The sequence below is a fragment of the Dorea sp. BIOML-A1 genome, from assembly GCF_009875615.1.
GTDB lineage: Bacteria > Bacillota > Clostridia > Lachnospirales > Lachnospiraceae > Dorea_A > Dorea_A amylophila.
Map to the genome: position 1 here is coordinate 1 of NZ_WWSA01000039.1, position 25,618 is coordinate 25,618.

At 41.4% G+C, this 25,618-nt stretch carries 25 protein-coding genes and 1 riboswitch; of the genes, 1 reads left to right on the forward strand and 24 read right to left on the reverse strand.

Translation table 11 applies throughout. The features are described from left to right. Positions 1-152: 152 nt before the first annotated feature. The 24 genes from GT508_RS14465 to GT508_RS12940 all read right to left on the reverse strand — a co-directional run bounded on the left by GT508_RS14465 (position 153) and on the right by GT508_RS12940 (position 24,232). Positions 153-326 (reverse strand): hypothetical protein, encoded by a 174-nt coding sequence (locus tag GT508_RS14465; protein WP_023920558.1) that lies wholly within the window; start codon positions 324-326, stop codon positions 153-155. Further along, complete coding sequence (locus GT508_RS12830) at positions 323-1,714, reverse strand: zinc-ribbon domain-containing protein (RefSeq protein ID WP_161144392.1); 1,392 nt, start codon at positions 1,712-1,714, stop codon at positions 323-325. The genes GT508_RS14465 and GT508_RS12830 overlap by 4 nt, the downstream gene beginning before the upstream one ends. A gap of 144 nt (positions 1,715-1,858) precedes the next feature. After that, a complete protein-coding gene (locus tag GT508_RS12835) occupies positions 1,859-2,479 on the reverse strand; it encodes a hypothetical protein (RefSeq protein WP_161144393.1) in 621 nt (206 codons plus the stop codon). A gap of 239 nt (positions 2,480-2,718) precedes the next feature. After that, positions 2,719-4,770 (reverse strand): lysine--tRNA ligase, encoded by a 2,052-nt coding sequence (lysS, locus tag GT508_RS12840; RefSeq protein ID WP_161144394.1) that lies wholly within the window; start codon positions 4,768-4,770, stop codon positions 2,719-2,721. Between the two features lie 111 nt (positions 4,771-4,881). Continuing rightward, positions 4,882-5,364, reverse strand: a complete 483-nt coding sequence (gene greA / locus GT508_RS12845) for a transcription elongation factor GreA (protein ID WP_006428696.1) — start codon at positions 5,362-5,364, stop codon at positions 4,882-4,884. Between the two features lie 194 nt (positions 5,365-5,558). After that, on the reverse strand, positions 5,559-6,515 hold the full coding sequence (gene dusB, locus GT508_RS12850; RefSeq protein WP_055282149.1) for a tRNA dihydrouridine synthase DusB: 957 nt from the start codon (positions 6,513-6,515) through the stop codon (positions 5,559-5,561). 166 nt (positions 6,516-6,681) lie between these two features. After that, positions 6,682-7,458, reverse strand: a complete 777-nt coding sequence (locus tag GT508_RS12855; protein WP_028086637.1) for a type III pantothenate kinase — start codon at positions 7,456-7,458, stop codon at positions 6,682-6,684. A gap of 33 nt (positions 7,459-7,491) precedes the next feature. After that, positions 7,492-7,833, reverse strand: coding sequence for a DUF6145 family protein (locus GT508_RS12860; RefSeq protein ID WP_028086636.1), 342 nt, complete (start codon positions 7,831-7,833; stop codon positions 7,492-7,494). Then, a complete protein-coding gene (locus GT508_RS12865) occupies positions 7,826-8,806 on the reverse strand; it encodes a biotin--[acetyl-CoA-carboxylase] ligase (RefSeq protein WP_161144395.1) in 981 nt (326 codons plus the stop codon). Before GT508_RS12865 ends, GT508_RS12860 begins: the two co-directional genes overlap by 8 nt. Before the next feature lie 17 nt (positions 8,807-8,823). Further along, positions 8,824-9,819 carry an ornithine carbamoyltransferase gene (gene argF, locus GT508_RS12870; protein ID WP_138376719.1) on the reverse strand — a complete coding sequence of 332 codons (996 nt, stop codon included), beginning with the start codon at positions 9,817-9,819 and terminating at the stop codon, positions 8,824-8,826. 49 nt (positions 9,820-9,868) lie between these two features. Beyond that, a complete protein-coding gene (locus GT508_RS12875; protein ID WP_006428702.1) occupies positions 9,869-10,801 on the reverse strand; it encodes an SPFH domain-containing protein in 933 nt (310 codons plus the stop codon). Positions 10,802-10,804: 3 nt separating this feature from the next. Next, a complete protein-coding gene (locus tag GT508_RS12880; protein WP_117597571.1) occupies positions 10,805-11,239 on the reverse strand; it encodes an NfeD family protein in 435 nt (144 codons plus the stop codon). A 109-nt stretch (positions 11,240-11,348) separates the two neighbouring features. After that, the gene (gene rlmB / locus GT508_RS12885) at positions 11,349-12,140 is read right to left on the reverse strand and encodes a 23S rRNA (guanosine(2251)-2'-O)-methyltransferase RlmB (protein ID WP_161144396.1); all 792 of its coding nucleotides are present in this window, start codon (positions 12,138-12,140) and stop codon (positions 11,349-11,351) included. Positions 12,141-12,269: 129 nt separating this feature from the next. Then, entirely contained in the window at positions 12,270-12,959 is a 690-nt protein-coding gene (locus GT508_RS12890) for a response regulator transcription factor (protein ID WP_028086630.1), read from the reverse strand. Then, a complete protein-coding gene (locus GT508_RS12895; protein ID WP_161144397.1) occupies positions 12,952-14,445 on the reverse strand; it encodes a HAMP domain-containing sensor histidine kinase in 1,494 nt (497 codons plus the stop codon). The genes GT508_RS12890 and GT508_RS12895 overlap by 8 nt, the downstream gene beginning before the upstream one ends. Positions 14,446-14,527: 82 nt before the next feature. Continuing rightward, complete coding sequence (metK, locus tag GT508_RS12900) at positions 14,528-15,715, reverse strand: methionine adenosyltransferase (RefSeq protein ID WP_118378491.1); 1,188 nt, start codon at positions 15,713-15,715, stop codon at positions 14,528-14,530. 144 nt (positions 15,716-15,859) lie between these two features. Beyond that, positions 15,860-15,957, reverse strand: a riboswitch (SAM riboswitch). Between the two features lie 91 nt (positions 15,958-16,048). Further along, a complete protein-coding gene (locus tag GT508_RS12905) occupies positions 16,049-17,341 on the reverse strand; it encodes a UDP-N-acetylglucosamine 1-carboxyvinyltransferase (protein ID WP_138376705.1) in 1,293 nt (430 codons plus the stop codon). A gap of 222 nt (positions 17,342-17,563) precedes the next feature. After that, the gene (locus GT508_RS12910) at positions 17,564-18,067 is read right to left on the reverse strand and encodes a shikimate kinase (protein WP_022415063.1); all 504 of its coding nucleotides are present in this window, start codon (positions 18,065-18,067) and stop codon (positions 17,564-17,566) included. A 123-nt stretch (positions 18,068-18,190) separates the two neighbouring features. After that, positions 18,191-18,547 carry a hypothetical protein gene (locus tag GT508_RS12915; protein ID WP_028086626.1) on the reverse strand — a complete coding sequence of 119 codons (357 nt, stop codon included), beginning with the start codon at positions 18,545-18,547 and terminating at the stop codon, positions 18,191-18,193. Between the two features lie 81 nt (positions 18,548-18,628). Then, positions 18,629-20,065, reverse strand: a complete 1,437-nt coding sequence (locus tag GT508_RS12920; protein WP_161144398.1) for a glycoside hydrolase family 32 protein — start codon at positions 20,063-20,065, stop codon at positions 18,629-18,631. A gap of 24 nt (positions 20,066-20,089) precedes the next feature. After that, a complete protein-coding gene (locus GT508_RS12925) occupies positions 20,090-21,184 on the reverse strand; it encodes an ABC transporter ATP-binding protein (RefSeq protein ID WP_161144399.1) in 1,095 nt (364 codons plus the stop codon). A 3-nt stretch (positions 21,185-21,187) separates the two neighbouring features. Further along, positions 21,188-22,039, reverse strand: coding sequence for a carbohydrate ABC transporter permease (locus tag GT508_RS12930; protein ID WP_006428714.1), 852 nt, complete (start codon positions 22,037-22,039; stop codon positions 21,188-21,190). Then, positions 22,011-22,910: a carbohydrate ABC transporter permease gene (locus tag GT508_RS12935; RefSeq protein WP_006428715.1), complete on the reverse strand. Its 900-nt coding sequence runs from the start codon at positions 22,908-22,910 to the stop codon at positions 22,011-22,013. The genes GT508_RS12930 and GT508_RS12935 overlap by 29 nt, the downstream gene beginning before the upstream one ends. After that, a complete protein-coding gene (locus GT508_RS12940) occupies positions 22,910-24,232 on the reverse strand; it encodes an ABC transporter substrate-binding protein (RefSeq protein ID WP_161144400.1) in 1,323 nt (440 codons plus the stop codon). The genes GT508_RS12935 and GT508_RS12940 overlap by 1 nt, the downstream gene beginning before the upstream one ends. Positions 24,233-24,432: 200 nt before the next feature. Here GT508_RS12940 and GT508_RS12945 point away from each other — a divergent pair, with 200 nt between their 5' ends. Further along, complete coding sequence (locus tag GT508_RS12945) at positions 24,433-25,458, forward strand: substrate-binding domain-containing protein (protein ID WP_117597579.1); 1,026 nt, start codon at positions 24,433-24,435, stop codon at positions 25,456-25,458. The last annotated feature ends 160 nt before the right edge of the window (positions 25,459-25,618 follow it).

Consider the following 25,618-nt stretch of genomic DNA (forward strand, 5'->3'; position numbering starts at 1 on the left):
GAGAAAAGGGCAGCTATCAATAGATGGTAAGCTGTTTTTTTCTCTGTCCTGACACCGATTGTTCACGTATCAATTTGTATGGATAATATTCCCATAAAAAAGACCGCTTGCACTTCGGTGTAGGCGGTCCTCTTATATTCTGGGCAATTTGATTAGATGAATAAATTATGCTTCTTCTTGGCTGCCAATACCTTGCAGAGAACATCATCCACTGCGTCAGTATATCTGCCTTGTTCGAGAAGCTCATTTTTCAGCCGGATAAGTGACTGAATAACTCTGCTCTGTTCTTCGGCTGTTAAGTAAATATGATATTTCTTTTCTCTCATTGGCTGTTCCTCCAGTTCTCAAATACGTTTCTGATAGTCCCGACATCTTCTTCCGTATCTGAAGTAATAAATATATGTACGCTTTGAAAGGCTGCTTTGATACGCTGAGCATAAGCGATTTCTGTTTCATTGGTTTTCATAGGCAACTTGATCCGTTTAATTCCTCTTTGCTGACAGAGATGTTCTTTTAAGATTTCCATATCTTCTGAACCGCTGTTCACTTCAATCGCCACCTGTTCAGATGGAATATAAGTATCAAGCGGTATCCCTAAAACTCTGTCTGAGCCGAGTTCGATTTTCAATCCTTTCATATGTGAATAATAACTGAGGGCAAAAGCCGGAAACACTGATAAATACTCCTGCTCACATATCCTGCAACCTTTTCCGAGAATTGTCCGTTCATTGATCTTCATACTCCATGAATGACCGTGCCTGCATTTCCACCACGCTCTCTTTGCTGAAGTTCGTGATACCTCTGTCGGCTTCAGTTTATTCTGTTCATAATCCCATTCGCTAAGAAGCTGATTATCTGTTGTCGCCAAATCATTATATCCGGCAAGGACTTCTCTCTCCGCACAAACGGGGCATACCGTACCTTTCACACGGGCATTGATAACTGATTTCCACTCGTTACCACATTTTCTGCACTTCCACCAGACATTTTTCCTCGATTTTGCATTTACTTCATCAGGCTTCAATAGCAAGTTCTTCTCCGACCACCCCGAAGCAATTTCAGGGTGTGTTGTCTGCAAATCGTTAAACCCTTTCAGGAATATGTACCCACTGCAATACGGGCATTTACTGCCACCAGAACGAGTAGAAATAAGGGTGTTCCACTCTCTGCCGCAATCCTTACACTTCCACCAAACCTTACGATTGGCAAAGACCGTAACCTGAGTCGGAAGTAAAGGATAATTTCTGTCCGACCACTCGACAGCTATATCCGGCAGAAGCGTTGCAAGGTCATTATATCCTGCCAACACTTTATTATGAGAGCAGTACGGACAACCTGTTTTATTTATTGTCCTGCTCTTAACGGCAGCTTCCCACTCGTGTCCTTTCTCACATCTCCATATCACTTTCTTATGAGAACCAGTAGAAACCTCTGTCGGTTTTATCTTATTCTTTTTTGACCACTGCTTTGCCAGTAACGGCTCTAATGTCGCCAAATCGTTAATACCTGCAATCACTCTCGCACCGGAACATATCGGGCATTTTTCTCCATTAGAACGAGCCTTAACGCTTGTCAGCCATTCGTGTCCGCAAGTACCTTTCCACCATACTTTTTTATTTGAACCAAAGGTAATATCATCAGGTGTAAGCGGTAAATTCTTCTCCGACCATTCCGTAATAAGCTCTGGGTGTACTTCTGCTAAACTGTTGTTCATAGCCAAACCTCAACCTCCTTGTGCTTAGAGTATATGAAGTTTTAGCTTTATCTTGTAGTTTGCGAATATCTGTATAAATAGAAAAAGCCCTTTGAGAAAAGGATTTCTCCTCTCTCAAAGGGCAACACAATATTTTTTAATTCTTCAAATAATATTCCTATATGGCAATTTTTCTACTTTGTGTTTTATGATTTCTTTCTCACATATTTCATGAAGCTTCTCATAATTTCTTGACTCCTCACATATTTCTTCGAACCATGCTTCTACACCATTTTCTCGGAAAAATGGATGCTTTTTATCATCTTGCACATTATCCCAAATATATTTCAGAATACTATCAAGTTTTTCCTTATCTCCATACCAGCCACATACCAGTGCAATATCTTTACATTCTTGGAATGACTTTCTTTTTGGATTACTTAAATAAAGTTTATATCCTTCAATAATTTTGTCTATTGAAACATCTCCTTTTAATGGAATAGGCAATTTATTTTTTAATCTTTCTGCCGAAAAGATATATCGTTCTTCATGCTTTTCTAACGCCATTGTTTCACTGCCACATTGTAATGATGTAGTAATGCTCGAATATTCCCGGCATAAATTGTGCACATAAAAAATCGGTGTATAGTATGTATTTCGAACCACTTTAATATAAATTCCTGTTATCAATGGACCTAATCTATTGTCCAATGAAATTGAACCTTGTTTTTTTAATTCTGGGAAAATCTTCTGCCAATCATTTATAATCTGCTTTTTGGTTGCCATCTTTCTACCTTCTTTTCCTTTTATTTTTACTTTTGGAAATTTACTTTTCTATTCGTTGTAAAAATGGGCAACTCCGATTGGAATTGCCCACTCACTGCACTAATTATGCGATTTTTTCTTGCCTGTACCGATTTCTGCATCAAATGATGTAAGTTTGATGTAAATCACTGTTTTATATGGTTTTGATCAAATGAAGTACATCCCGTCATTTTAGTGAAACGGTACATCCATACATCTTCTTAATAGAGCTTTGCACCTGCTGGAATGTGGTTATCAACCATAATCAGATGCAGTTCTTCATCTTCTGAGTCTTTCAGATTATTTACTGCTGATAATAACATACCGCAAGACTCAATTCCCATCATCTTTCTTGGTGGAAGGTTTGTGATGGCGATCAGTGTTTTACCAACCAGTTCTTCCGGCTCGTAATAAGCGTGAATACCGCTTAAAATCGTACGATCTGTGCCTGTTCCATCATCAAGAGTGAACTGAAGGAGTTTCTTTGACTTCGGTACTGCAACACACTCTTTAACCTTTACAGCTCTGAAATCTGACTTGCTGAATGTATCAAAATCAACTTCTTCCTCAAATAAAGGCTCAATCTTTACATTAGAGAAATCAATTTTTTCCGGCTCTGCTTTCATTTCTTCGGCAGCCTGATTTTTTACATCATTTTTCTTATTTACATCACCGAGGGACTTCATTGTCGGGAATAATAACACATCACGAATAGCCTGAGCATCTGTCAGCAGCATTACCAGTCTGTCGATTCCGTATCCGATTCCACCTGTTGGCGGCATACCGATTTCCAGTGCATTCAGGAAATCTTCATCTGTGTGGTTTGCCTCTTCATCACCGGCTGCAAATGCTTCTTCCTGTGCTGCAAAACGTTCTCTCTGATCAATCGGGTCATTTAACTCTGAGTATGCATTACACATCTCACGTCCATATACATATAACTCGAAACGCTCTACATAATTCGGGTCTTCCGGATTCTTCTTTGTCAGTGGTGAAATCTCGATTGGATGATCTGTTACAAATGTTGGCTGAATCATCTTCTCTTCACAGAACTCATCAAAGAAGAGGTTCAGGATGTCACCCTTCTTGTGACGTTCTTCATATTCTACATGATGCTCATCTGCTAATGCTTTAGCTTCTTCGTCTGTCTTAACTTCTGCAAAATCAACACCTGCATACTTCTTAACAGCATCGATCATAGAAATTCTTTCGAATGGTTTTGCCATATCGATAACTGTTCCGTTGTAGCTGATAACTGCGCTTCCGCACACTTTTTCTGCGAGGTAACGGAACATACTCTCAGTCAGTTCCATCATTCCCTCATAGTCTGTATATGCCTGATATAATTCCATCAGTGTGAATTCCGGATTGTGACGTGTATCTACACCTTCATTACGGAATACTCGTCCGATCTCATATACTCTCTCAAGTCCTCCGACGATCAGTCTCTTCAGGTACAATTCCAGAGAAATACGGAGTTTCACATCTTCATTCAGCGCATTGTAATGTGTCTCGAATGGTCTTGCTGCCGCTCCACCTGCATTGCTTACCAGCATCGGAGTCTCTACTTCCATAAATCCACGTCCATCTAAGAAGTTACGGATCTCTTTGATGATCTTAGAACGTTTGATAAATGTCTCTTTTGACTCTGGATTCATGATCAGATCTACATATCTCTGACGGTAACGTGTATCGGTATCTGTTAATCCATGGAACTTCTCCGGAAGGATCTGCAAACTCTTAGAAAGAAGTGTCATCTTCTCTGCATGAATAGAAATCTCTCCTGTTCTTGTTCTGAACGCAAATCCTTCTAATCCGAAAATGTCACCAATATCAGAACGTTTAAAATCTGTGTAAGAGTCTGTCCCGATCGCATCTCTTGCAACATATACCTGGATACTTCCTTGCAGATCCTGAATGTTGCAGAAAGAAGCCTTACCCATAACTCTCTTGAACATCATACGTCCTGCGATAGATACATGAATCGGATTGGCATCCATGATACTTCTTCTCTCTTCATAATCTTTCTTCAGAACCTCTTTCGCCTGTTCTTCATCCATTCCCTCTACGTCTGGTGTCTGGTGGTCTTTTAAAAGTTCTGCTTCATGTGCTTCATACAGACTCTTCACTTCCAATGAGTGATGTGTCTGATTGAATTTTGTAATCTGAAATGGATCTTTTCCATTCTGCTGAAGGTCTGCTAATTTCTCACGTCGAACCTTTCTTAACTGGTTCACGTCCTGTTCCTGTCCGTTGTTCTGCTGCTTAGCCACTTTTTTATTCTCCTTCCTTATCCGAATTCAGACCTCCCGTGTGAGAGAGGCCTGAGTCATGTATTCTGGTTATTCTTCGACGGATGCCCGTCTGTCTCTTATTTTATAATGTTATAATGAACGGCTGATATCCAGTACCTTGTACTCCATTACTCCAGCCTGTGTCTCTACAGTTACGACATCTCCGATCTGTTTTCCCATCAATGCCTGGCCAACCGGTGATTCATTGGAAATCTTTCCTTCCAGACTGTTCGCTTCTGTAGAACCAACCAGTTTGAATTCCATCTCTTCATCAAATGTGATGTCAAATACTTTTACCGTACATCCGATATTAATCTTATCAAAATCAACTTCGTCTTCTACTACAACTTCTGCATTCTTAAGAATTGCTTCCAGTTCTTCGATACGTGCTTCAATGTCTCTCTGTTCATCTTTTGCTGCATCATACTCTGCATTCTCTGATAAGTCTCCCTGTTCTCTTGCTTCTTTGATCTTCTGGGCGATCTCTCTACGTTTTACAACCTTGAGGTTCTCAAGTTCATCTTCCAGTGCTTTTAAACCAGCATAAGTAAGTAATTTTTTCTTTGCTTCCATCTGTCTCCTGCTCCTTTTTCTGTTCCATATTACTCTGACATTTTTATGCCTGAATCATCTATCTGAATAATTAATCTGTCATATAATAATGATACTTTCACAATTTCATTATTATACATAAATGCATGTTTTATGTCAATCTTTTTATCAGCTGCAAGTACCCGTTTTTCCTTTATTTTCAGCATTTTTGTACATTATACGATTGCTTTGTCCAGAAGTACTTCCAGTTCCTCATAAGATTCCACCTGATTGATCGCATCCCTGAGTTTTGCAGAACCTTTCATTCCTTTTGTATACCAGGCGACATGCTTACGCATCTCCCTGATTCCGATGAAGTCTCCTTTGAATTCAATCTGCAGTTTTGCATGTCTTAGCATCGTCTCTTTGATCTTCTCCGGAGTCGGTCTCGGCGGAACAACACCGGTCCTTTCGTATTCCTGGAGTTCGTGGAATATCCATGGATTCCCCTGTGCACCTCTTCCGATCATCACACCATCACAGCCTGTTTCTCTTCTCATCTGAAGTGCCATCTCTCCGGAAGTCACATCACCGTTTCCAATCACCGGAATGGATACAGCCTCCTTGACCTGACGGATGATATCCCAGTCTGCTTTTCCGGAATAGTATTGTTCTCTTGTCCGTCCGTGTACTGCGACCGCTGCACCTCCTGCATCTTCGATAATCTTTGCGATCTCCACAGCATTGATATTATCATCGTCGAATCCTTTTCTGATCTTCACCGTTACCGGCTTTTTAATTGCCTTTGATACTGCCGATACGATCTCATGTACCAGCTCTGGATTCTTCATAAGTGCGGATCCCTCTCCATTCCGCACTACTTTTGGCACCGGGCATCCCATATTAATATCCAGGATCTGAAATGGCAGTTCTTCTATCATCTTTGCCATCTCGCTCATAATCTTCGGATCCGATCCAAAAAGCTGCAATGACACCGGATACTCATCCGGATGGATTGCCAGCAATGCTTTTGTATTTTTATTCTTATATTGCAAAGCTTTTGCACTGATCATTTCCATACAGAGAAGCCCTGCTCCCTGTTCTTTACATAAAAGTCTGAAAGGCAGATCCGTTACTCCCGCCATCGGTGCGAGTATATATGGATTTGCCAGATTAACATTCCCGATTTTCATTTTTCTACTCCTGTTATCACACTCAGATTACAATTATCTGTAATTTTTTCAAGAAACACACAGCACTATATATCAGATAAGACAGCCCCTAACATTCATAAACGAAGCTTTCTTGATATATAGTGCTGCATATTTCTTTGCAAGTCTACACTGTCAACACTGCAGATTATTTATTTTTTTTATTTTTTTCGTAAATGAACCGAAGTCCCTTTAACGTAAGCTGTGAATCGTACACATCGATCATATCGGTCTCATTTGCAATTATCTTGCCAAGTCCGCCGGTTGCCACTACTTTCGCATTCGGATATCCGGATTCTTCTTTCATTCGTCTGATAATATATTCCGTCTGACCGATTTGTCCGTATACAAGGCCGGCCTGCATTGCCGTAATTGTCTCTTTTGCAAGAATTGATTTCGGTTTGCGGATCTCTATTGCCGGAAGCATATCTGCCTCTCCCCAGAGAGACTGTGCCGAAGTCCTGATTCCAGGTGCAATCACACCTGCTTCAAATGTTCCGTCCGGACCGATCACGTCAAATGTTGTTGCTGTTCCAAAATCCACAACAATTGTTGGTCCTCCGTATAAAGTATACGCACCGACTGCATCTACAATGCGGTCCGGACCGACCTGTCTCGGATTCTCTGTGACAATGCGGATTCCGGTCTTAATTCCAGCAGATACAACCACCGGTTTTACGCCGAAGTATTTGATGATTGCACTGCCAAGTGAATGCATCACATCCGGTACTACGGATGCAATGATCACTGCATTGATCTTGGAACTTTCAATCCCATGTCTTTCTACGAGTTCCTGTAAAGTAATTCCATATTCATCCGATGTTCTCGGCTGCTTTGTCTTCATACGGAATGTACCAAATAATTCTTCTTTGTCAAACACACCAAGTGTAATATTTGTGTTTCCTACATCGATTACAAGAAGCATCTTTCTCCTCCTGTTTTGTCTGCTGCCTTCTAGTTACTCTTCGCTGTTTATCTCTTCACCCAGGAAGAATACTTTATAATATAACTGCAATGCCTGCAGAAGATCCTGTTTCTCTCTCTGCAGCTGCTTGATCTTAAGCTGGCTTCCGATCTCATCGAACATCGGATCGAATTCCTCGGTCGATACCTCAAAGCATAATTCTCCGTCTTCTTCAAACACCAGCGTAAGGATTCCCCCTACGTCATGCACATACAATACGCACATAATCTTCAGTTCATTCTTCACGTCATCCGGAAGCTGTTCAAAATCCGGATTCAGATAATACTTTTCTTCATATGAATTAGCACCGCAAAGCACTACTTTTCCATCATACATATCCATATACTCCTCTAACTGATACCTCTCCGGCATAGATTTCTTTCTCTTTTCCATCCGGCGTTCTTACAATCAGTTCTCCAGTCTGATTGATGCCGATAGCATATGCTTTATATTCATTCCCCGGTTCCAGGACCTTGACCTCCCGGTCCTTATTCACCAGCATGGAATTATAAAGTTCCTTCAATCCTGACAGATCTTCTGTCTCCTGAAAGATCTCATAATATTTTTCAAAGTTTTTCATTACTGCTGCGATCAGCCCGGAACGCTTTATGCGCTTTCCGAGTTCCATCTTAAGTGATGAGGCAGTTTCCTTAATATCATCAGGAAATGTATCCTGATTCACATTAATTCCCACTCCGATCACTACATGATTGATGTAATCGATCTCTGTACTCATCTCGGTCAGGATACCACAGATTTTCTTTCCATTCACAACGATATCATTCGGCCACTTAATCTTTGTCTCAAGACCGGTAACCTCCCGGATTCCTTCTGCCACGGCAATCGCCATGATCAGTGTAAGTTGTGGCGCTTTTACAGGCGGAATATCCGGATACAGCAATATCGTCATATAGATACTGCTCCCGGATGGCGATTTCCAGACGCGGCCCCTTCGCCCTTTTCCTGCCATCTGCATATCTGCAACAAATAATGTCCCATGAGGTTCCTTATTATTTCCGGCTTCCTTTGCCCGGTTATTTGTGGAATCAGTCTCATCATAATATATGACGTTCTTTCCTGCCCACTTTGTATCTACCAGACTGTCGATCTCTGCTTTTGACATAACATCCGGACTTTCGATAAGGCGGTAGCCTTTGTTACGCACCGCCTCTATCTGATAGCCTTCCTTCTTAAGCTGATCGATCACCTTCCAGATGGCTGTTCTGGACACCTGGAACTGTTCGCACAGCTGTTGTCCGGAAATATATGTATCATTCTCTTTTAACAAACGTAATATTTCTGATTTCATACTCTGTCTGCTCTTGCCTACTCTCTTTCACCAAGTGTTGCCACCATGACAGCCTTGATCGTATGCATACGGTTCTCAGCCTCGTCAAATACCTTTGACTGCGGAGACTCGAATACTTCATCTGTAACTTCCATATCGTCCAGTCCGAATTTGTCATGGATCTGTTTGCCGATCTTCGTCTTCAGATCATGGAATGCCGGCAGGCAGTGTAAGAAGATAGCCTGTTCTCCTGCATTTTCCATTACTTTCTTTGTTACCTTGTATGGAGACAGTTCGCGGATACGTTCTTCCCATACTTCGTCCGGCTCACCCATGGATACCCATACATCCGTACAGATAACGTCTGCATCTTTGGTTCCGCTTTCGATATCTTCTGTCAGTGTGATGGTTGCTCCTGTCTCTTTTGCATATCCTTTGCAAGTCTCTACCAGTTCCTCATTCGGAAAATAGTTCTTAGACGTACATGCCACAAAATGCATACCTAATTTGGCACATGCGATCATCAGGGAATTGCCCATATTGTATCTTGCATCACCCATGTATACCAGTTTGATACCTTTCAGATGTCCAAAATGTTCACGGATCGTCAGCATATCCGCCAGCATCTGTGTCGGATGATACTCATTCGTCAGTCCGTTCCATACCGGAACGCCTGCATATTTGGCCAGTTCCTCCACAATCTCCTGTCCGAATCCACGATACTCGATTCCATCAAACATTCTTCCGAGAACTCTTGCTGTATCTTCGATACTTTCTTTCTTCCCGATCTGTGAACCCGAAGGATCAAGGTAAGTCGTTCCCATACCCATATCGTGAGCAGCTACTTCGAAAGAACAGCGGGTTCTGGTACTGGTCTTTTCAAAGATCAATGCCACATTCATTCCTCTGTATTTATCAACCGGAATTCCTTTTTTCTTTTTTTCTTTTAATTCTGTGGAAAGATCAAGCAGATATGTGATCTCTTCCGGTGTGAAATCTTTCAGTGTCAGGAAATTTCTGCCTTTTAAATCCATTGTTTTGTACCTCGTTTTTATTCTTTGACTTTTATCTTATGTCTTTTGTCTACTTTTCTTCTTTTTTATCATCTGCGCCAATCTCTGTAACAGATTTTACCAGACCTGCAATGCTCTGGATCTCTGACGGGATGATGATCTTCGTTGCTTTTCCATCAGCAGCTTTTGCAAATGCTTCCAGACTTTTCATGGTAAGAACAGCCTCATCGGCTCCTGCTTCTTTCAGGAAACGAATTCCATCGGCATTTGCCTGCTGTACTTTCATGATGGCTTCTGCCTTACCTTCAGCCTCACGGATCGTGGCTTCTTTCTGTGCTTCTGCTTTCAGGATAGCCGCCTGCTTCTCAGCTTCCGCATCCAGAATTGCAGACTCTTTGTGGCCTTCTGCCACAAGGATTGTAGATTTCTTCTCACCTTCTGCACGTAAGATTGCTTCACGGCGTTCACGTTCTGCCTTCATCTGCTTCTCCATTGCATCCTGGATGGCTGCCGGTGGGATAATGTTCTTAAGTTCCACGCGGTTTACCTTGATTCCCCAAGGATCGGTTGCCACATCCAGAGATGCTCTCATCTTCGTGTTGATCGTCTCTCTGGATGTCAGTGTCTGATCCAGCTCCAGATCACCGATGATGTTACGAAGTGTTGTCGCTGTCAGGTTCTCGATCGCCATGATCGGATTCGCCACACCATAACAGAACATCTTCGGATCCGTGATCTGATAAAATACAACGGTATCAATTCTCATCGTTACGTTATCTTTTGTGATAACCGGCTGCGGTGCAAAATCCACTACCTGCTCTTTCAGATCCACTCTTCTTGCCACACGGTCAAAAATCGGAATCTTAAAGTGAAGTCCGGTTCCCCATGTTGCCTGATATGCCCCCAGTCTTTCAATAACCAATGCCTGCGCCTGTCTGACTACCTTTACACAGGAAATCACCACACAGATAATAATCGCTAATAAAATCAATCCAAAAATCATACTCTACTCCTCTCTGGCATGCACGATCAGTTTCACGCCCTGAATACCATTTACTACAACAACTGTGTTCTTTAGAATCTTTCCGTCCGGCTCATCCGTCTTAGCCGACCATATCTGACCGCAGATCTCTACCTGCCCTTTTGCCTTTATCGTATCAATATCTTCTGTCACCAGTGCATGCTGTCCGATCAGACTCTCTGCGTTCGTCTTCTGTCTCTCCTGATTGAAGAACTTCACCGCGATCGGTCTTGTCAGAATCAGAAGCAGAATGGAAACTATAACAAATACTCCGATCTGCACTCCCAGCCCAAAACCGACAAGTCCTGCACAGAATGCGATCAGTGCTCCTCCTGCGAACCAGATCGTGGTAAGTCCCATTGTCGCGATTTCAATGATCAACAGTACAATGAATATTGCCAGCCAATAGATCACTCTCATAAGCCGTCCCCTCTTTTCCGTATATATTATTTCTTGTTCACTATATTACTATACTCTGATAAAGAAAGCAATTTTCTTCTGTAAAATGAGTGGATTGTATCTCATTTAATTACACTTTCCTTCTCTGTCTTGCAGCTTCGAACATCAACACCGAAGAAGCGATTGCCGCATTCAATGACTCTACCTGTCCAAGCATCGGGATCTTGACATAGCAGTCTGCCATGTCTGCGATCTCGCGTCTCAGGCCATTCCCCTCGTTCCCAATCAGGAATGCACATGGATTCGTCAGGTCTTCCTCATCATAGGAATTCGTTCCTTCCAGATGTGCAGCATAAGTGGTGATACCTTTGTCTTTTAAATACTGTATTCCTTTGCCAAGATCTTCCACATATACGAACGGCATGCGGTATATCGATCCCATCGTTGAGCGAATTGTCTTCGGATTATAGACATCGACGCATTCTCTGTCCATGAGGATGCCGGTCACGCCGGCTCCTTCTGCTGTACGCAGGATGGTTCCAAGATTGCCCGGATCCTGCAGATGGTCTAATACCATGATCAGCGGGCATTTTGCCGAAGTCAGTTCATTGATTTCATGGTTCATCTGTTCCACCACGCACAGGATTCCCTGAGGGGTCTTGGTATCTGATGCATGGGCGAATACAGTATCTGTCAGTTCTTCCACTCTTACTTTAGAGTCTTTCAGGACTTCTTTTACGGTATCTTTTTCTTTTTTGTAAAAGGATTCGGATACATAGACTTCTTTTAACTTGTCGAGCGGCACTTCCCTGAACATACGGATTCCTTCTACCAGGAAGATGCTTTCTTCGTCTCTTAATTTTCTCTTCTTCTTTAAATTCACCAGACGTTTGATTCTGGCATTGGATGTGCTTGTGATCATATATGTTGTTCCTCGTGTTTCTTATTTATTTACATTATCATATCATATCCTCCATTGAATAAAAACCCCCGGAGGTGTACCAGACCTCCGGGGATTTTTGCATTTCAAAATATTTTGCTATATTTTTACTTACACCTTAAACCGATACCCAACACCCCATATCGTCTCGATATACTGCGGGTTGGATGTATCTACTTCTACTTTTTCACGGATCTTCTTGATATGCACCGTTACCGTTGCGATATCCCCGATGGACTCCATATCCCAGATCTCACGGAATAACTCTTCTTTCGAATATACGTGGTTTGGATGGCTCGCAAGGAATGTCAGCAGATCGAATTCCTTCGTCGTAAATGTACGTTCTTCTCCGTTCACCCACACACGTCTTGCAGTTGTATCAATCTTCAGTCCTCTGATCTCGATCACTTTATTCTTCTCTGCCGCACTTCCGGTCAGACGGTCGTATCTTGCCAGATGCGCTTTTACTCTCGCCACCAGTTCACTTGGACTAAACGGCTTTGTCATATAATCATCCGCACCGAGTCCCAGTCCCCTGATCTTATCGATATCATCTTTCTTCGCAGATACCATCACGATCGGTGTATTCTTCACATCACGCACCTGACGGCAGATATCGAATCCGTCCGTTCCCGGCAGCATCAGATCCAGGATCAGAAGATCATAATCTTCGTTCAGTGCTTTCTGAAGTCCTGTATCTCCGTCATTTGCAACCTCTACGGTGAACCCGCTCAGTTCCAGATAATCCCGTTCCAGATCTGCAATTGCTTCTTCGTCTTCTACTATTAATATCTTACTCATTGACTGGTACCTCCTGATACTTTCTTAGTACAAAATACATTGTCGTTCCGGTCTCTTCTCTGCTTGTTGCCCAGATCTTACCGCCGTGTTCTTCTACAATCTTCTTTACTACAGACAAACCGATTCCACTTCCTCCGGTGGAAGAATTTCTCGATGCGTCGGTACGGTAAAACCGGTCAAAGATATTCGGCAGGTCTTTTGCCGCAATTCCTTTTCCGTTGTCTTCCAGTTCAATCTGTACAAAATCTCCTACATCTTTGACACGCAGATTGATCATTCCCTTTGGTTTGTCCATATATTTCAACGAATTGTTGACAATATTGTGAATCACACGTTTTACCTGCTCCGGGTCTGCAATGATCCGTACATTCTTCTCTACATAATTAAAATAACCAAATCCTACATTCTGTGCTGCCAGTTCAACCGACAGGTCATCCGCACAGTCGTTGAAATATTCATTCGCCGACACGATATTAAAATTGTAAGGGATCTTATTCGTATCGATCTTAGAATATAATGTCAGCTCATTGATCAGCGTATTCATCTCTGTCGCTTTATTGTAGATTGTTCTGACATACCGGTCTATCTTCTCCGGTGTATCTGCAACACCATCTATAATTCCTTCGGCATAACCTTTGATCGTTGTCACAGGTGTCTTCAGATCATGTGAAATGTTACTTATCAGTTCTTTACTTTCTTTGTCATATTTCAATTTTTCTTCGGCACTATCCTTCAGGCGTCCTCTCATCTCTTCCAGACTCTGGCAGAGTTTTCCAAGTTCATCGTCAGCCTCCGGTTTCAACTCAAAATCCAGATTCCCATCCTTGATATTCTGCGCCGCTGTCTGCATCTTGCCGATCGGCCCCATAACCGCACGGTAAATCCATATAATAAGAACTGCCGAAGTAAGTATCAGTATCACTACAATTCCAATCAGGATTTCGCAGAAAAACTGTCCAACCTCCGGAATTACATTGGATACATCTGACACAATGAACGCACTTCCCTTATTGCCGTCATCATATCTGAAATCTACCTGTTTTACCAATGCTTCTGCATCTCCGCCAAGATAAATTCCGTTCTCCGATGTTGTATCTGTATCTCCATATCCCGGCAATTGTTCGATCACCGCTTTTACACGATCATCATCGCTGCCCGTATATACGATTGTTCCGTCTTTTCTCACCAGCAGGTATGCATTCTTATTCTCCAGTTTTTTATTAAACTGATCCAGTTCTGTCGCATCTTCCATCTCAGATGCCTGTTCTGACATATCCTTCAGTTCATGATACGGCTTCTCCGTAACACGTGCAAGTACCTGCATGGAATTCGTAAAATCAGAAATCGTCGTTCCTGTAATCCCATAATTCTTCTCCACCACTCCGATCTGATAGTGGCATACCATTGAAACCATCATGGCTGCCATAAGGACCGGTATAATGATAATCGTAAAAAATGCTATAACTAATCGCGTTTTCAGCTTCATGTATCTGTCCTCCACTAAAAAAAATTATAGCATGAAAAATGGGTGCTTCACACCAAAGCACCCATAAACTTTTATAAAATTTCTATAAATATTTTTTCAGATCTTCTACTTTGTCCAGTTTCTCCCATGGAAGATCAATATCTGTACGTCCGAAATGTCCGTAAGCCGCTGTCTGTTTGTAGATTGGTCTTCTAAGATCAAGCATCTGAATGATTCCTGCCGGGCGGAGATCAAAATTCTCACGAACGATCTCTACCAGTTTATCATCTTCTACTGCACCTGTTCCGAATGTATCTACCATGATAGATGTCGGATGTGCTACACCGATTGCATAAGACAGCTGAATCTCACATTTCTTAGCAAGTCCTGCAGCAACAATATTCTTGGCAACGTAACGTGCTGCATAAGCAGCAGAACGGTCAACCTTTGTACAGTCTTTTCCAGAGAAAGCCCCGCCGCCGTGACGTGCCATTCCACCGTAAGTATCTACGATGATCTTACGTCCTGTAAGTCCACTGTCTCCGTGTGGTCCGCCGATTACAAAACGTCCTGTCGGGTTGATGAAGAACTTTGTCTTCTCATCTACCATGCCCTCCGGAATGATTGCATCGAATACATATTTCTTAATATCTTTATGAATCTGATCCTGTGTCACTTCCGGATCATGCTGTGTCGAAAGTACGACTGCATCCAGACGTGCCGGAACACCATTCTCATCATATTCAACCGTAACCTGTGTCTTTCCATCCGGTCTTAAGTACGGAAGTGTTCCGTTCTTTCTTACTTCTGTAAGCTTTCTTGAGAGCTTGTGTGCAAGTGCGATCGGGTATGGCATATATTCCGGTGTCTCATCAGAAGCATAACCAAACATCATTCCCTGATCTCCGGCTCCGATCGCATCGATCTCTTCTTCGGACATTGTATGTTCTTTTGCTTCCAGCGCTTTATCAACACCCATAGCAATATCAGACGACTGCTCATCGATTGCTGTGATCACACCGCAAGTCTCTGCATCAAATCCGAATTTTCCTCTTGTATATCCGATTTCTTTGATCGTGTCACGTACGATCTTCTGGATATCAACGTATGCATTCGTTGTGATCTCACCCATAACAAGTACCATACCTGTTGTAGTTGCTGTCTCGCATGCGACACGGCTCATAGGATCCTGTGCCATCAATGCATCCAGAATGGCATCAGAAATCTGATCACACATTTTATCCGGATGTCCCTCTGTTACTGATTCTGACGTAAATAATCTTCTTTCCACGTTCTTCTCTCCTTTTTTCTTAAAACATTCCTGCATTCTTTCTCCCAGGATTGCCGGCAGTTTTTTGTAGATTTCCCTGTTTTACCGAACTGAAAAACCGTCCACTTACATAAGTGGACGGTTTAATATCTTCATAAACCAATCCTCTTATTGTTCGATCACTCGCTCAGGCTGGCACCTTCCATATATGGGGTTGCCGCAGTTTCATAGATCCTTTGTATCTCCACTGCTCTGAATAAGAGAAAGTTTGCTTTTATTATATTTCTGGTACGACTAAGACTTTACTCTATTTTACACATACTGTCAATAGACATACCTAAGAAAATGTATCATCTAGCTTACTTTTAATTTGAATTTCTGGATTGCTTTTTCGGAATCCACTTTTTCGATGATTCCGCCGATACCACGGAGCTTCTCTTCGAATCTTTCATATCCTCTCTGGATATATACGATATCGTCTACGATTGTGATTCCGTCAGCTGCCAGACCAGCTATACAGAGTGCTGCTCCTGCACGAAGATCCGGTGCGCTCACTCTGGCTCCCGAAAATTCTGTCACGCCTTCAATCGTTGCAGAATTACCTTCTACTTTCACATTTGCACCCATTCTTGCAAGCTCATCCAGATATTTGAAACGGTTTTCAAAAATACTCTCTGTAATGATACTTGTCCCCTTACATAAAGCCAGTGTTACGCCGATCTGCGGCTGCATATCTGTCGGGAATCCAGGATACGGAAGGGTCTTCACATGTGTGCTTGTAAGATCTCCTTTTGATACGACACGTACAGCATCATCGAATTCTTCCACTTCACATCCGATTTCTACCAGTTTTGCGATCGTAGCCTCCAGATGCTTCGGAATAACATTCAGTACCGTTACATCTCCCTTTGTTGCTGCTGCTGCGAACATGAATGTTCCTGCTTCGATCTGATCCGGGATCACAGAATATTCTGTTCTGTGAAGGCGTTGTACACCACGGATCTTGATCACATCTGTACCTGCTCCCCTGATGTTGGCTCCCATGCTGTTCAGGAAGTTCGCAACATCTACAACATGTGGCTCTTTTGCGACATTTTCCAGAATGGTAAGTCCTTCTGCCATAGCTGCTGCCATCATAACGTTAATCGTTGCTCCAACACTTACCACGTCGAAATAAATATGCTTTCCGACAAGACGGTCTGCCTCTGCAACGATCTTGCCATGTTCAATATCTACATCTGCACCTAACGCACGGAATCCTTTGAGATGCTGGTCGATTGGTCTGCTTCCGATATTACATCCTCCCGGAAGTGCAACTTCGGCACGTTTATACTTTCCAAGTAATGCGCCAAGAAGATAATAGGAAGCACGGATCTTCTTAATATAATCATACTCAATATCTACGTTCTTGATACTGGCTCCATTAATCTTTACTGTATGACGGTCGACACGGTGTACCTTCGCTCCAATCCCCTCGATTGCATCGATCAGTACGTTAATGTCATTCACATCTGGTAAGTTATCGATTAATACGGTCTCATCTGTCATAATTGCTGCTGCAAGAATTGCAAGTGCCGCGTTCTTGGCACCCCCGATTTCCACTTCTCCCACAAGCGGATGACCGCCCTTAATAATATACTGTTCCATTAATTACACCTCATTAATATTTATATGAATCTCTAATTACAATAAATCTTTTGTTCAATATTTATAACTATCTCAAATTGTACATAAATTTCTGCATCACAATATAACCCCAAAAGGGTTCGCGCCTATTATAGCACAAATTTCTCAATTGTAAAATATTTTTTACAGTTATGTAATTTTATTGTAACATATTTCAATTGTTCTATCTATACTTGTGCACTTTTACTCCCCTAATGCATCTAATACCGATTCAATCGTATCTTCCAGCTTCTGATTATCTTCACACACTGTAATATCTGCATACTTTTCAAAAAGCTTTACTCTTTCATCATACAGATCTTTGAGCGTCTGTCCGTCACGCAGTACCACTCCACGGCCTTTGGCGTTTTTAAGTCTGCTGTTTATTGTCTCAAAGGATGCCTGTAAATATACGACTTTGCCGATTTCTTTATAATGTTTCATCGCATTTTCACAATATACTACGCTGCCTCCCGGCGAGATAACGGTACGTTCCGCTTTCACCTGTGCATTGACCCGGTCTTCTACTTTCAGGAAGCCATCCGGTCCAACGTCAGCAATAATATCTTTCAGAAGTTTTCCTTCTGATTCCTGGATCAGAATATCCGTGTCTACAAATCTGTATCCCAGTCTCTTTGCAATTACCACACCAACTGTACTTTTCCCGACTGCCGGCATTCCGATAAAAATAATGTTATTATCTGCCATGATGTGCCCTCCTGTATGTTATGTTCTGATTTTTTCTTTCATTTGAAAACTATAATTATCATCGCACAGTATAACATACAAGAGGGCGAAGTGGAAGTTTTTTTCCAGATGCCCTCTTGTAGATCAATATATTTTTTTACGTATCTCTCTATGTTCCACACGTCTCCTGCAAAGTTCCTGATATGTCATAACCTCGATCAGATCCATAAGCCAGGCACCCGGGTTCTCTTCTTCCTTCTCCGCCTTATCATAGATCCTGCGGCACATCAGACGAAGCTGCAGGCGGTCCGGATATTCATCATACATCATACTTCCGTCATATTCCATTCTGTCACATTCCTCTTCCATATAAGGAAGTACTCTCTTCGCCGTATCCGGGTAAATGCTTTTCATATAGTCATAGTCTCTTCTCGCATTCCGGTCATCATTATACAGCAGCGGAACCGGATAAGCCATATAGAACGGTAATTTGTTCTCCATAATCCTGATTGCTCCTTGGCGGTTCTATCTGTATTAAGATATGCACGGGGACATCAATCGGTGAATGAGAAACTATCTCTTCTAATTAAATGTTATCTCATATTTTTCAATATTAACGGTTGCCGCTTCATCACTAGTAAATATAATTTCATTTGCTTCCAATGGCGTAGGAATGACCACACTTGCCGTCTGCTCTCCATCATTAATAAATAATTCTACAGAATATCTGTCCATGATAAAATGTAGTTTCGGCGCATGATGTTTTTCCGCAATTTCTATCTTTCTCACACAGACAACATCCGCATTTACACCACTGTAGGTCCGGTCAATTTCAATCTGATGTTTTTCCGGATAATATGTAAATGTTGTTGTATATTCTTCATTATGTGCCACATCTACCTTGAACTCCCGGCCTTCTACATTCGTAAGTTCTACCGTCATGTCAATCACCCGGCCATTGATACCATCCAAAGACATCTGTCCGCTAATTTTCTGTTCTGTATAGATGATTGGATTTTTCTTATACTTTTCCAGTTCTCTCACCGGACTTTGCCAGATTTTCCCATCTTTGATTTTTAATTCTCTTGGGAGTGTCATCATTCCCTGCCATTTCTGTCCTTTTGTCATGACACGTGCATCCCACGACTTCATCCATGCGACCATGATCCGCCTGCCATCCGGAAGCTCTGTTGTCTGTGGTGCATAAAAGTCCAGTCCATAATCTAGGCTTCTCTTTTTCTCCCATGCAAAATCCGATATTTCTTTTTCTGCATCTCCAATAATATAAATGGAATTATGACCGTTATGAAATTCGTACTTTTGAGCATGCATATTCTGCGGAGAACAAATGATTACAGGATACCCGTCTACTTCCAGATAATCCGGACACTCTAACATATCTCCATTCTTTCCGTCATTTCTCAAAAGGACTTTTTCATACCGCCAGTTTTTATAGTCCTCACTGCTAAATAAGACTATTTGCCCACAATTTTCCTCATAGCGATTGCCTACAACGCAATAATATCTGCCATCCTTTTTCCATATCTTCGGATCACGGAAGTCTTTTCTGTCAAATTTCTCCGGCATGATATCTCCTTTTATAACCGGATTATCCTGCCATTTTTCATAAGTCTTCCCATCTCCAATGGCAATGCACTGATTCTGGATTTCTTTTCCGTCTTTCTGGCTTACTCCTGTATAAAGCAGCACATGCTTTCCATCAGCTTCTACTGCACTTCCCGAGAAACATCCAATGTGATCATAATCCTGATCAGGTGCCATAGCTACCGGATATGCTTCCCATTTTACCAGATCTTCGGTCACCTGATGCCCCCAGTGCATCGGTCCCCATTCTGTTTTATATGGATAGAACTGATAGAATAAATGTACTTTTCCCTGATATACAGAGAAACCATTCGGGTCATTCATCCATCCTGTTTCCGGTGTCACATGGAATAATGATTTTTCTTTTTCATCTATATGATTCCGTTTGATATATTCATTGGCTTTTTCAAGCATACGTTCTTCCTCTTTTATTCTAAATTATTCTGCTCCGATCACCTGCTCTGTTTCCTTATCAAAGAAATGCATCTTATGTGGCATAAAGGTAAATTCCACCTCATCTCCCACCTGGCTTACTTCATATTTTGATACTCTTGCAATCGTTACGCTTCCTCCGAAGTCAAAATACAGATTATTCTCATTTCCCATAATCTCCGTATTGTCAATAACTGCTTTCTGATGACTTCCATAGACATCCAGATTAGTTGTATCGAACTTGATATCTTCTCCTCTGATTCCCATGATAACTTCTGAGTATCCCGCAATACGTTTTGCAATTGCTTCCGGAAGTTCCACTGTATTGCCATCTGCAAATATCAATTTCTTTCCGTCTACTTTCACATCATAAAAATTCATCTGCGGAGATCCTATAAATCCCGCAACAAATTTATTCACCGGATGTTCGTACAGATCCATCGGTTTTCCAACCTGCTGGATCACGCCATCTTTCATGATTACAATGCGGTCTGCCATTGTCATGGCTTCTACCTGGTCATGTGTAACATAGATGGTTGTACTTCCAAGATTTCTATGTAACTTGCTGATCTCATTTCTCATGCTGACACGCAGTTTTGCATTCAGGTTAGAAAGTGGCTCATCCATCAGAAAGACTTTCTGGTCTTTTACAATCGCTCTTCCAAGTGCCACTCTCTGTCTTTGTCCACCTGATAAATTCTTAGGCTTACGGTAACGATATTCTTCGAGTCCCAGGATATCAATTGCCCAGTCTACTTTTTTCTTGATCTCATCTGCCGGAACCTTCATGTTCTTCAATCCATAAGAAATATTTTTTTCTACCGTCATATGTGGATACAGTGCATAGTTCTGGAACACCATAGAGATTCCTCGATCCGCCGGTGCAACCTCATTCACACGTTTTCCATCAATAAAAAGGTCTCCACTTGTAATCTCTTCAAATCCTGCGATCATTCGGAGTGTTGTGGATTTACCGCATCCGGATGGTCCGACAAATGCGATAAATTCTTTTTCTTCTATATCTAAGTTAAAGTCTGTCACGGAATTCTTATCGTTTCCTGCATATTTTTTACATATATTTTTAAATTCGATAAAGCTCATCTTTTAGCCCTCCTTGGAACCTGTTGATATTACACCCTCTACGATCTGTTTTGAGAAGAGTGAATAGATAATAATGACCGGAATTGTTACCATTGTGATAACTGCAAGGGTCTGTCCTGTTGTTGTGTTATCATTTGATGTAATCGCATTCAGACCAATCTGTGCCGTCAGAAGATCACTGGATGTAAATACAAGTGACGGCCACAGATAATCATTCCATACATTCAGGAATGTAAATACACTAACCGTTGCCACTACACTCTTTGACATTGGAAGAACCATAGTAAAAAAGTATTTTACCGGTCCACAGTGATCTAACTGTGCTGCCTCATATACATCATCCGGAAGTCCCAGGAATACCTGACGGAACAGGAAAATGTTAAACGGATTCACGATCATTGGAAGTACATATCCAAGCACCGTATTCAGAAGTCCAAGTTTTGCAATGATCAGGAAATGTATCGTAATGATCGTCTCCATCGGTACGATCATCAGAAGCATAATGATCAGAAGCCAGCGTTCTCTGAATGGAAAATTAATCTTAGCCAATGCATATCCTGCCAGTCCATTTACAATTACACCAAGTACGATCAATATTGCTGCATAGAACAAGGTATTACACATATATCGTACAAATCCTGTATTTGTTAATACAGATACATAATTTTCAAAGAAATTGCCGTTCAATGCCGGTGGAATGAATGCCGCCATACTGTTCATATCAGCAGTGATTGCCGCGTCTGGTTTGAATGAGTTTGCCAGCATCCAGATAACCGGGAACAGGAACAACAATGATACGATCAGAAGTACGACCGTCAGTATCCAATTATTTCTTTTTTGCTTTTTTGTTAACATTCTGATCCTCCTTATCTCTTGTTGCGATTGTCTGGATCACGGTCAGTATCATTACAAAGAATGCGAATACAATAGCCATTGTAGATGCCAGTCCAATTTCCCAGTTAACAGTACCTGTTTCATATATATCATACACAACCGTATACGTTGAATTCGATGGTCCTCCTCCGGTCATAACCATTGGCTGTACCAACATACGGAATGCTCCGATCGTAATCGTAATTAAAACGAACACACACAATGGTTTCAATTCCGGCAGGGTAATGTCCTTGAATTTCTGCCACGGTGTTGCATGGTCCATCTCGGCCGCTTCATAAAGTGCCGGATTGATTGCCTGGATTCCTCCCAGGAAGATGATCATCTGATATCCCATTCCCTGCCATGCACTCATGATCGCGATGGATGGAAGTGCCTGACTGGCACTGTTGATGAATGGCTGTGCATCAATTCCAAAGAAAGAAAGGATTGCATTCATAATTCCTTCCGGGCTGTAGATCTGGATCCACAGTGTTGACACAACAGCAAGTGACATGACCACCGGAACAAAGAATGCTACTTTGAAATACTTCTTACAATGCGTCACTTTATTAATCAGAAGTGCCAGCACAAGCGCTCCAATTCCCTGCAGCGGAACAATAATGATCACAAACTTTACGGTATTAAAAAATGCCTGTGAAAACACATCATCTTTAAAAATCTGAATATAGTTGTCCAGTCCGACAAAATGCGTCAGTCCCGGATTTAAAGCAAAGAAATCAGTAAAACTGAAAATCAATGTCAGGATCATTGGCAGGAATAAAAATATCGTAAGTAACACAAGTGCCGGTCCAAAAAACGCCATTCCCATAATGGATTCTGTTCTTTTCTTCATTATTTCATCACATAACGCTTTAATTTTGCGTTAATCCTTTCTACAGATTTATCCAGTTCTGTCTTCGCATCTTTATCGGTAAGCACCGAATTTTCCAGTACTTCCTGTACCGATGCACTAACCTGTGGATATACAGGTGTTTTTGATCTTGGATGTCCATATTTACTGAGCTGATGATATAAGGCTTTGTAATTCTCATCTTCTTCAAAAATCGGACTGCTCTCAAACGCTTCATATGTAGATGGGAAACTCTTACTTTCATCCCACAGACGCTTTCCACTTTCCACACCACTCATCCACTGTACCAGCTTTGTCGCACCTCTTAATTTCTTCGTCTTTGATGATGCCGCAAATGCCCAGGAACCGGTTGGTGTATATCTTCCGCCATCCCAGTTATCGGATACTACATATGGTGCAACTCCAAGGTTTACATCCGGATAGTTATTATAGATTGTATTTACTTCCCATGCCCCATCGAACTTAAATGCTGCTCTTCCGCTTTCGAACAGGTCTGTGATCTGTACTTTAGACATATATCCATTATCCAAAAACGATTTAAAATAATTCACTGTTTCCAGATTCTCTTTTGAATTGAATACACCGTTCACCTTCAGTCCATCTTTACTTACAAAGTCACCGCCATTTGACCAGAAAAACGGTGCATAATAATAAATCGTAGCCTCTCCTGTCGGGAAAGTCATATCCAGCGCATAACCTTTTTTCTTCTCTACTACCGGCTGTACTTTCTTTAACACCTCTGTGAATTCACTCCATGTCCATGGGTGATCTGCATCTGGAACTTCTACACCTGCTTCTGCGAGAATATCTTTGTTATAATAAAGTCCCACGCTGGATTCCATTGCTCCAAGCGCATAGAGCTTGTTATTATACGTTCCCTGCTGAATAATGGAATCCAGATACACACTCTTTTCTTCGTCTGTTAATTTTGCAAGCGGCTGGATAATTCCGTTCTCTGCATATGCCGCTATATTAGGGCCATCAACAGTAAGCACATCCGGCAGATCTCCTGACATCACGGATGCATTGATCTTATCCGAATAGCCTCCACCACTGTCATTTCGTGGAATAAATTCAATATCTGCAAAATATTTCCCATCATATTTCTTATTAAATGCATCTACAGATTTCCTGTAGCACTGTCCTTCTTCTGTGTCTTCGATTGAATGTACCCAGATAGAAAGATATTCTTCGCCTTTGTCATATCCCTTTACTTCTCCTGGTTGCGGCTGTTTATCTCCACACCCCGTCAATGCCATTGCAAAGAATGCTGCCAGCAGTACCCCTACTGTTCGTTTCTTCATAGCTTTCTCCTTTCAGATTCACGATTGCGTAACCAGTTAAGTAACCGGTTACTTTGTATGTTCATAATACTATCCTGAATCTTACTTGTCAATAGATTTCAAAGAAAAAGTTACCGGTTACTTAACTAGTTATTTTTTGTTTGATTTTTTTCAATGCACTTGCTATACTGATAATATACATTATAAGGAAGAGGATTTACATGAAACAGAAAAAAGTAACTTTTGCAGATATAGCCGCTTATACAGGCTTTTCAAAAACTACCATTTCCAGATATTTTAATAATCCGGATTCTCTGACTCTTGAAAATCAGGAAAAAATCACTCATGCACTGGATGTCCTTGGATACCAGGAAAATAAGCTCGCCAAAGTACTGGCTAATGGAAAAAGTGAATTTGTTGGAATTATCATCCCCAACCTGTATCTTCACTATTACTCTGAGATGTTAAACCAGTTACTTTCTACTTACGAAAAGTATAATTATAAATTTCTTGTATTCATTGGAAATAATAAAAAAGAGATTGAAGAAAAATATATTCATGAACTGATGGCTTATAAGATTGAGGGACTTATTGTCTTAAGCAATACCATTTCGTCTGAAGAACTTGCTTCTTATAAACTCCCGGTTGTCACGATTGAGCGGGAATGTGACCATGTCTGCAGCGTGTCTACAGACAACTATCTGGGTGGTGTTCAGGCAACCAGTTTGTTGATACGTAATAACTGTGATGTCATTTTACATATCAATTCCATATTTTCTGATACCCTCCCGACTTATGGGCGTATTCAGGGATTTGAAGATATCTGTAATGAGCATCATATTACTCATGAACTGATCCAAAGAAATATGGGAAACACTTATCAGGAAACTTTAGCTCAGCTAAAGAATATATTTAATGAAATTGAAGAGAAATATCCGGCACAAAAAAAGGGAGTCTTTCTTGCGAATGACACTTATGCCAGTATGTTCCTAAACCTGATATTCCAGAAATACGGAAAACTTCCGAAGGATTATCAGATTGTCGGATTCGATGATTCTCCTATTGCAAGCGAAGCCATCCTTCCAATCACAACCGTTGGACAGCAGATTGAGAAAATTGCACAGACTGCCATGGAGCTTCTGGTTCTCCAGATGAATGAAATGAAAAAAAGAAAACCAACTCCTTTAAAAGAGCCGGTTCATAAGCAGATTACGCCTGTATTGATCCGACGTGATACTACAGAATAATACCGGTAGTGAGCAAATGATAAATTCCCTGAAGTTTTATTATTCACTTCAGGGAATTCTTTTGACAAGGTAGTGTAAATTATTGGACCTGTTGACAAACTACTTATATTCGCGATTTCTCACTTGTGAATTTAATCAAATATTCAAAAAATGACTGGTT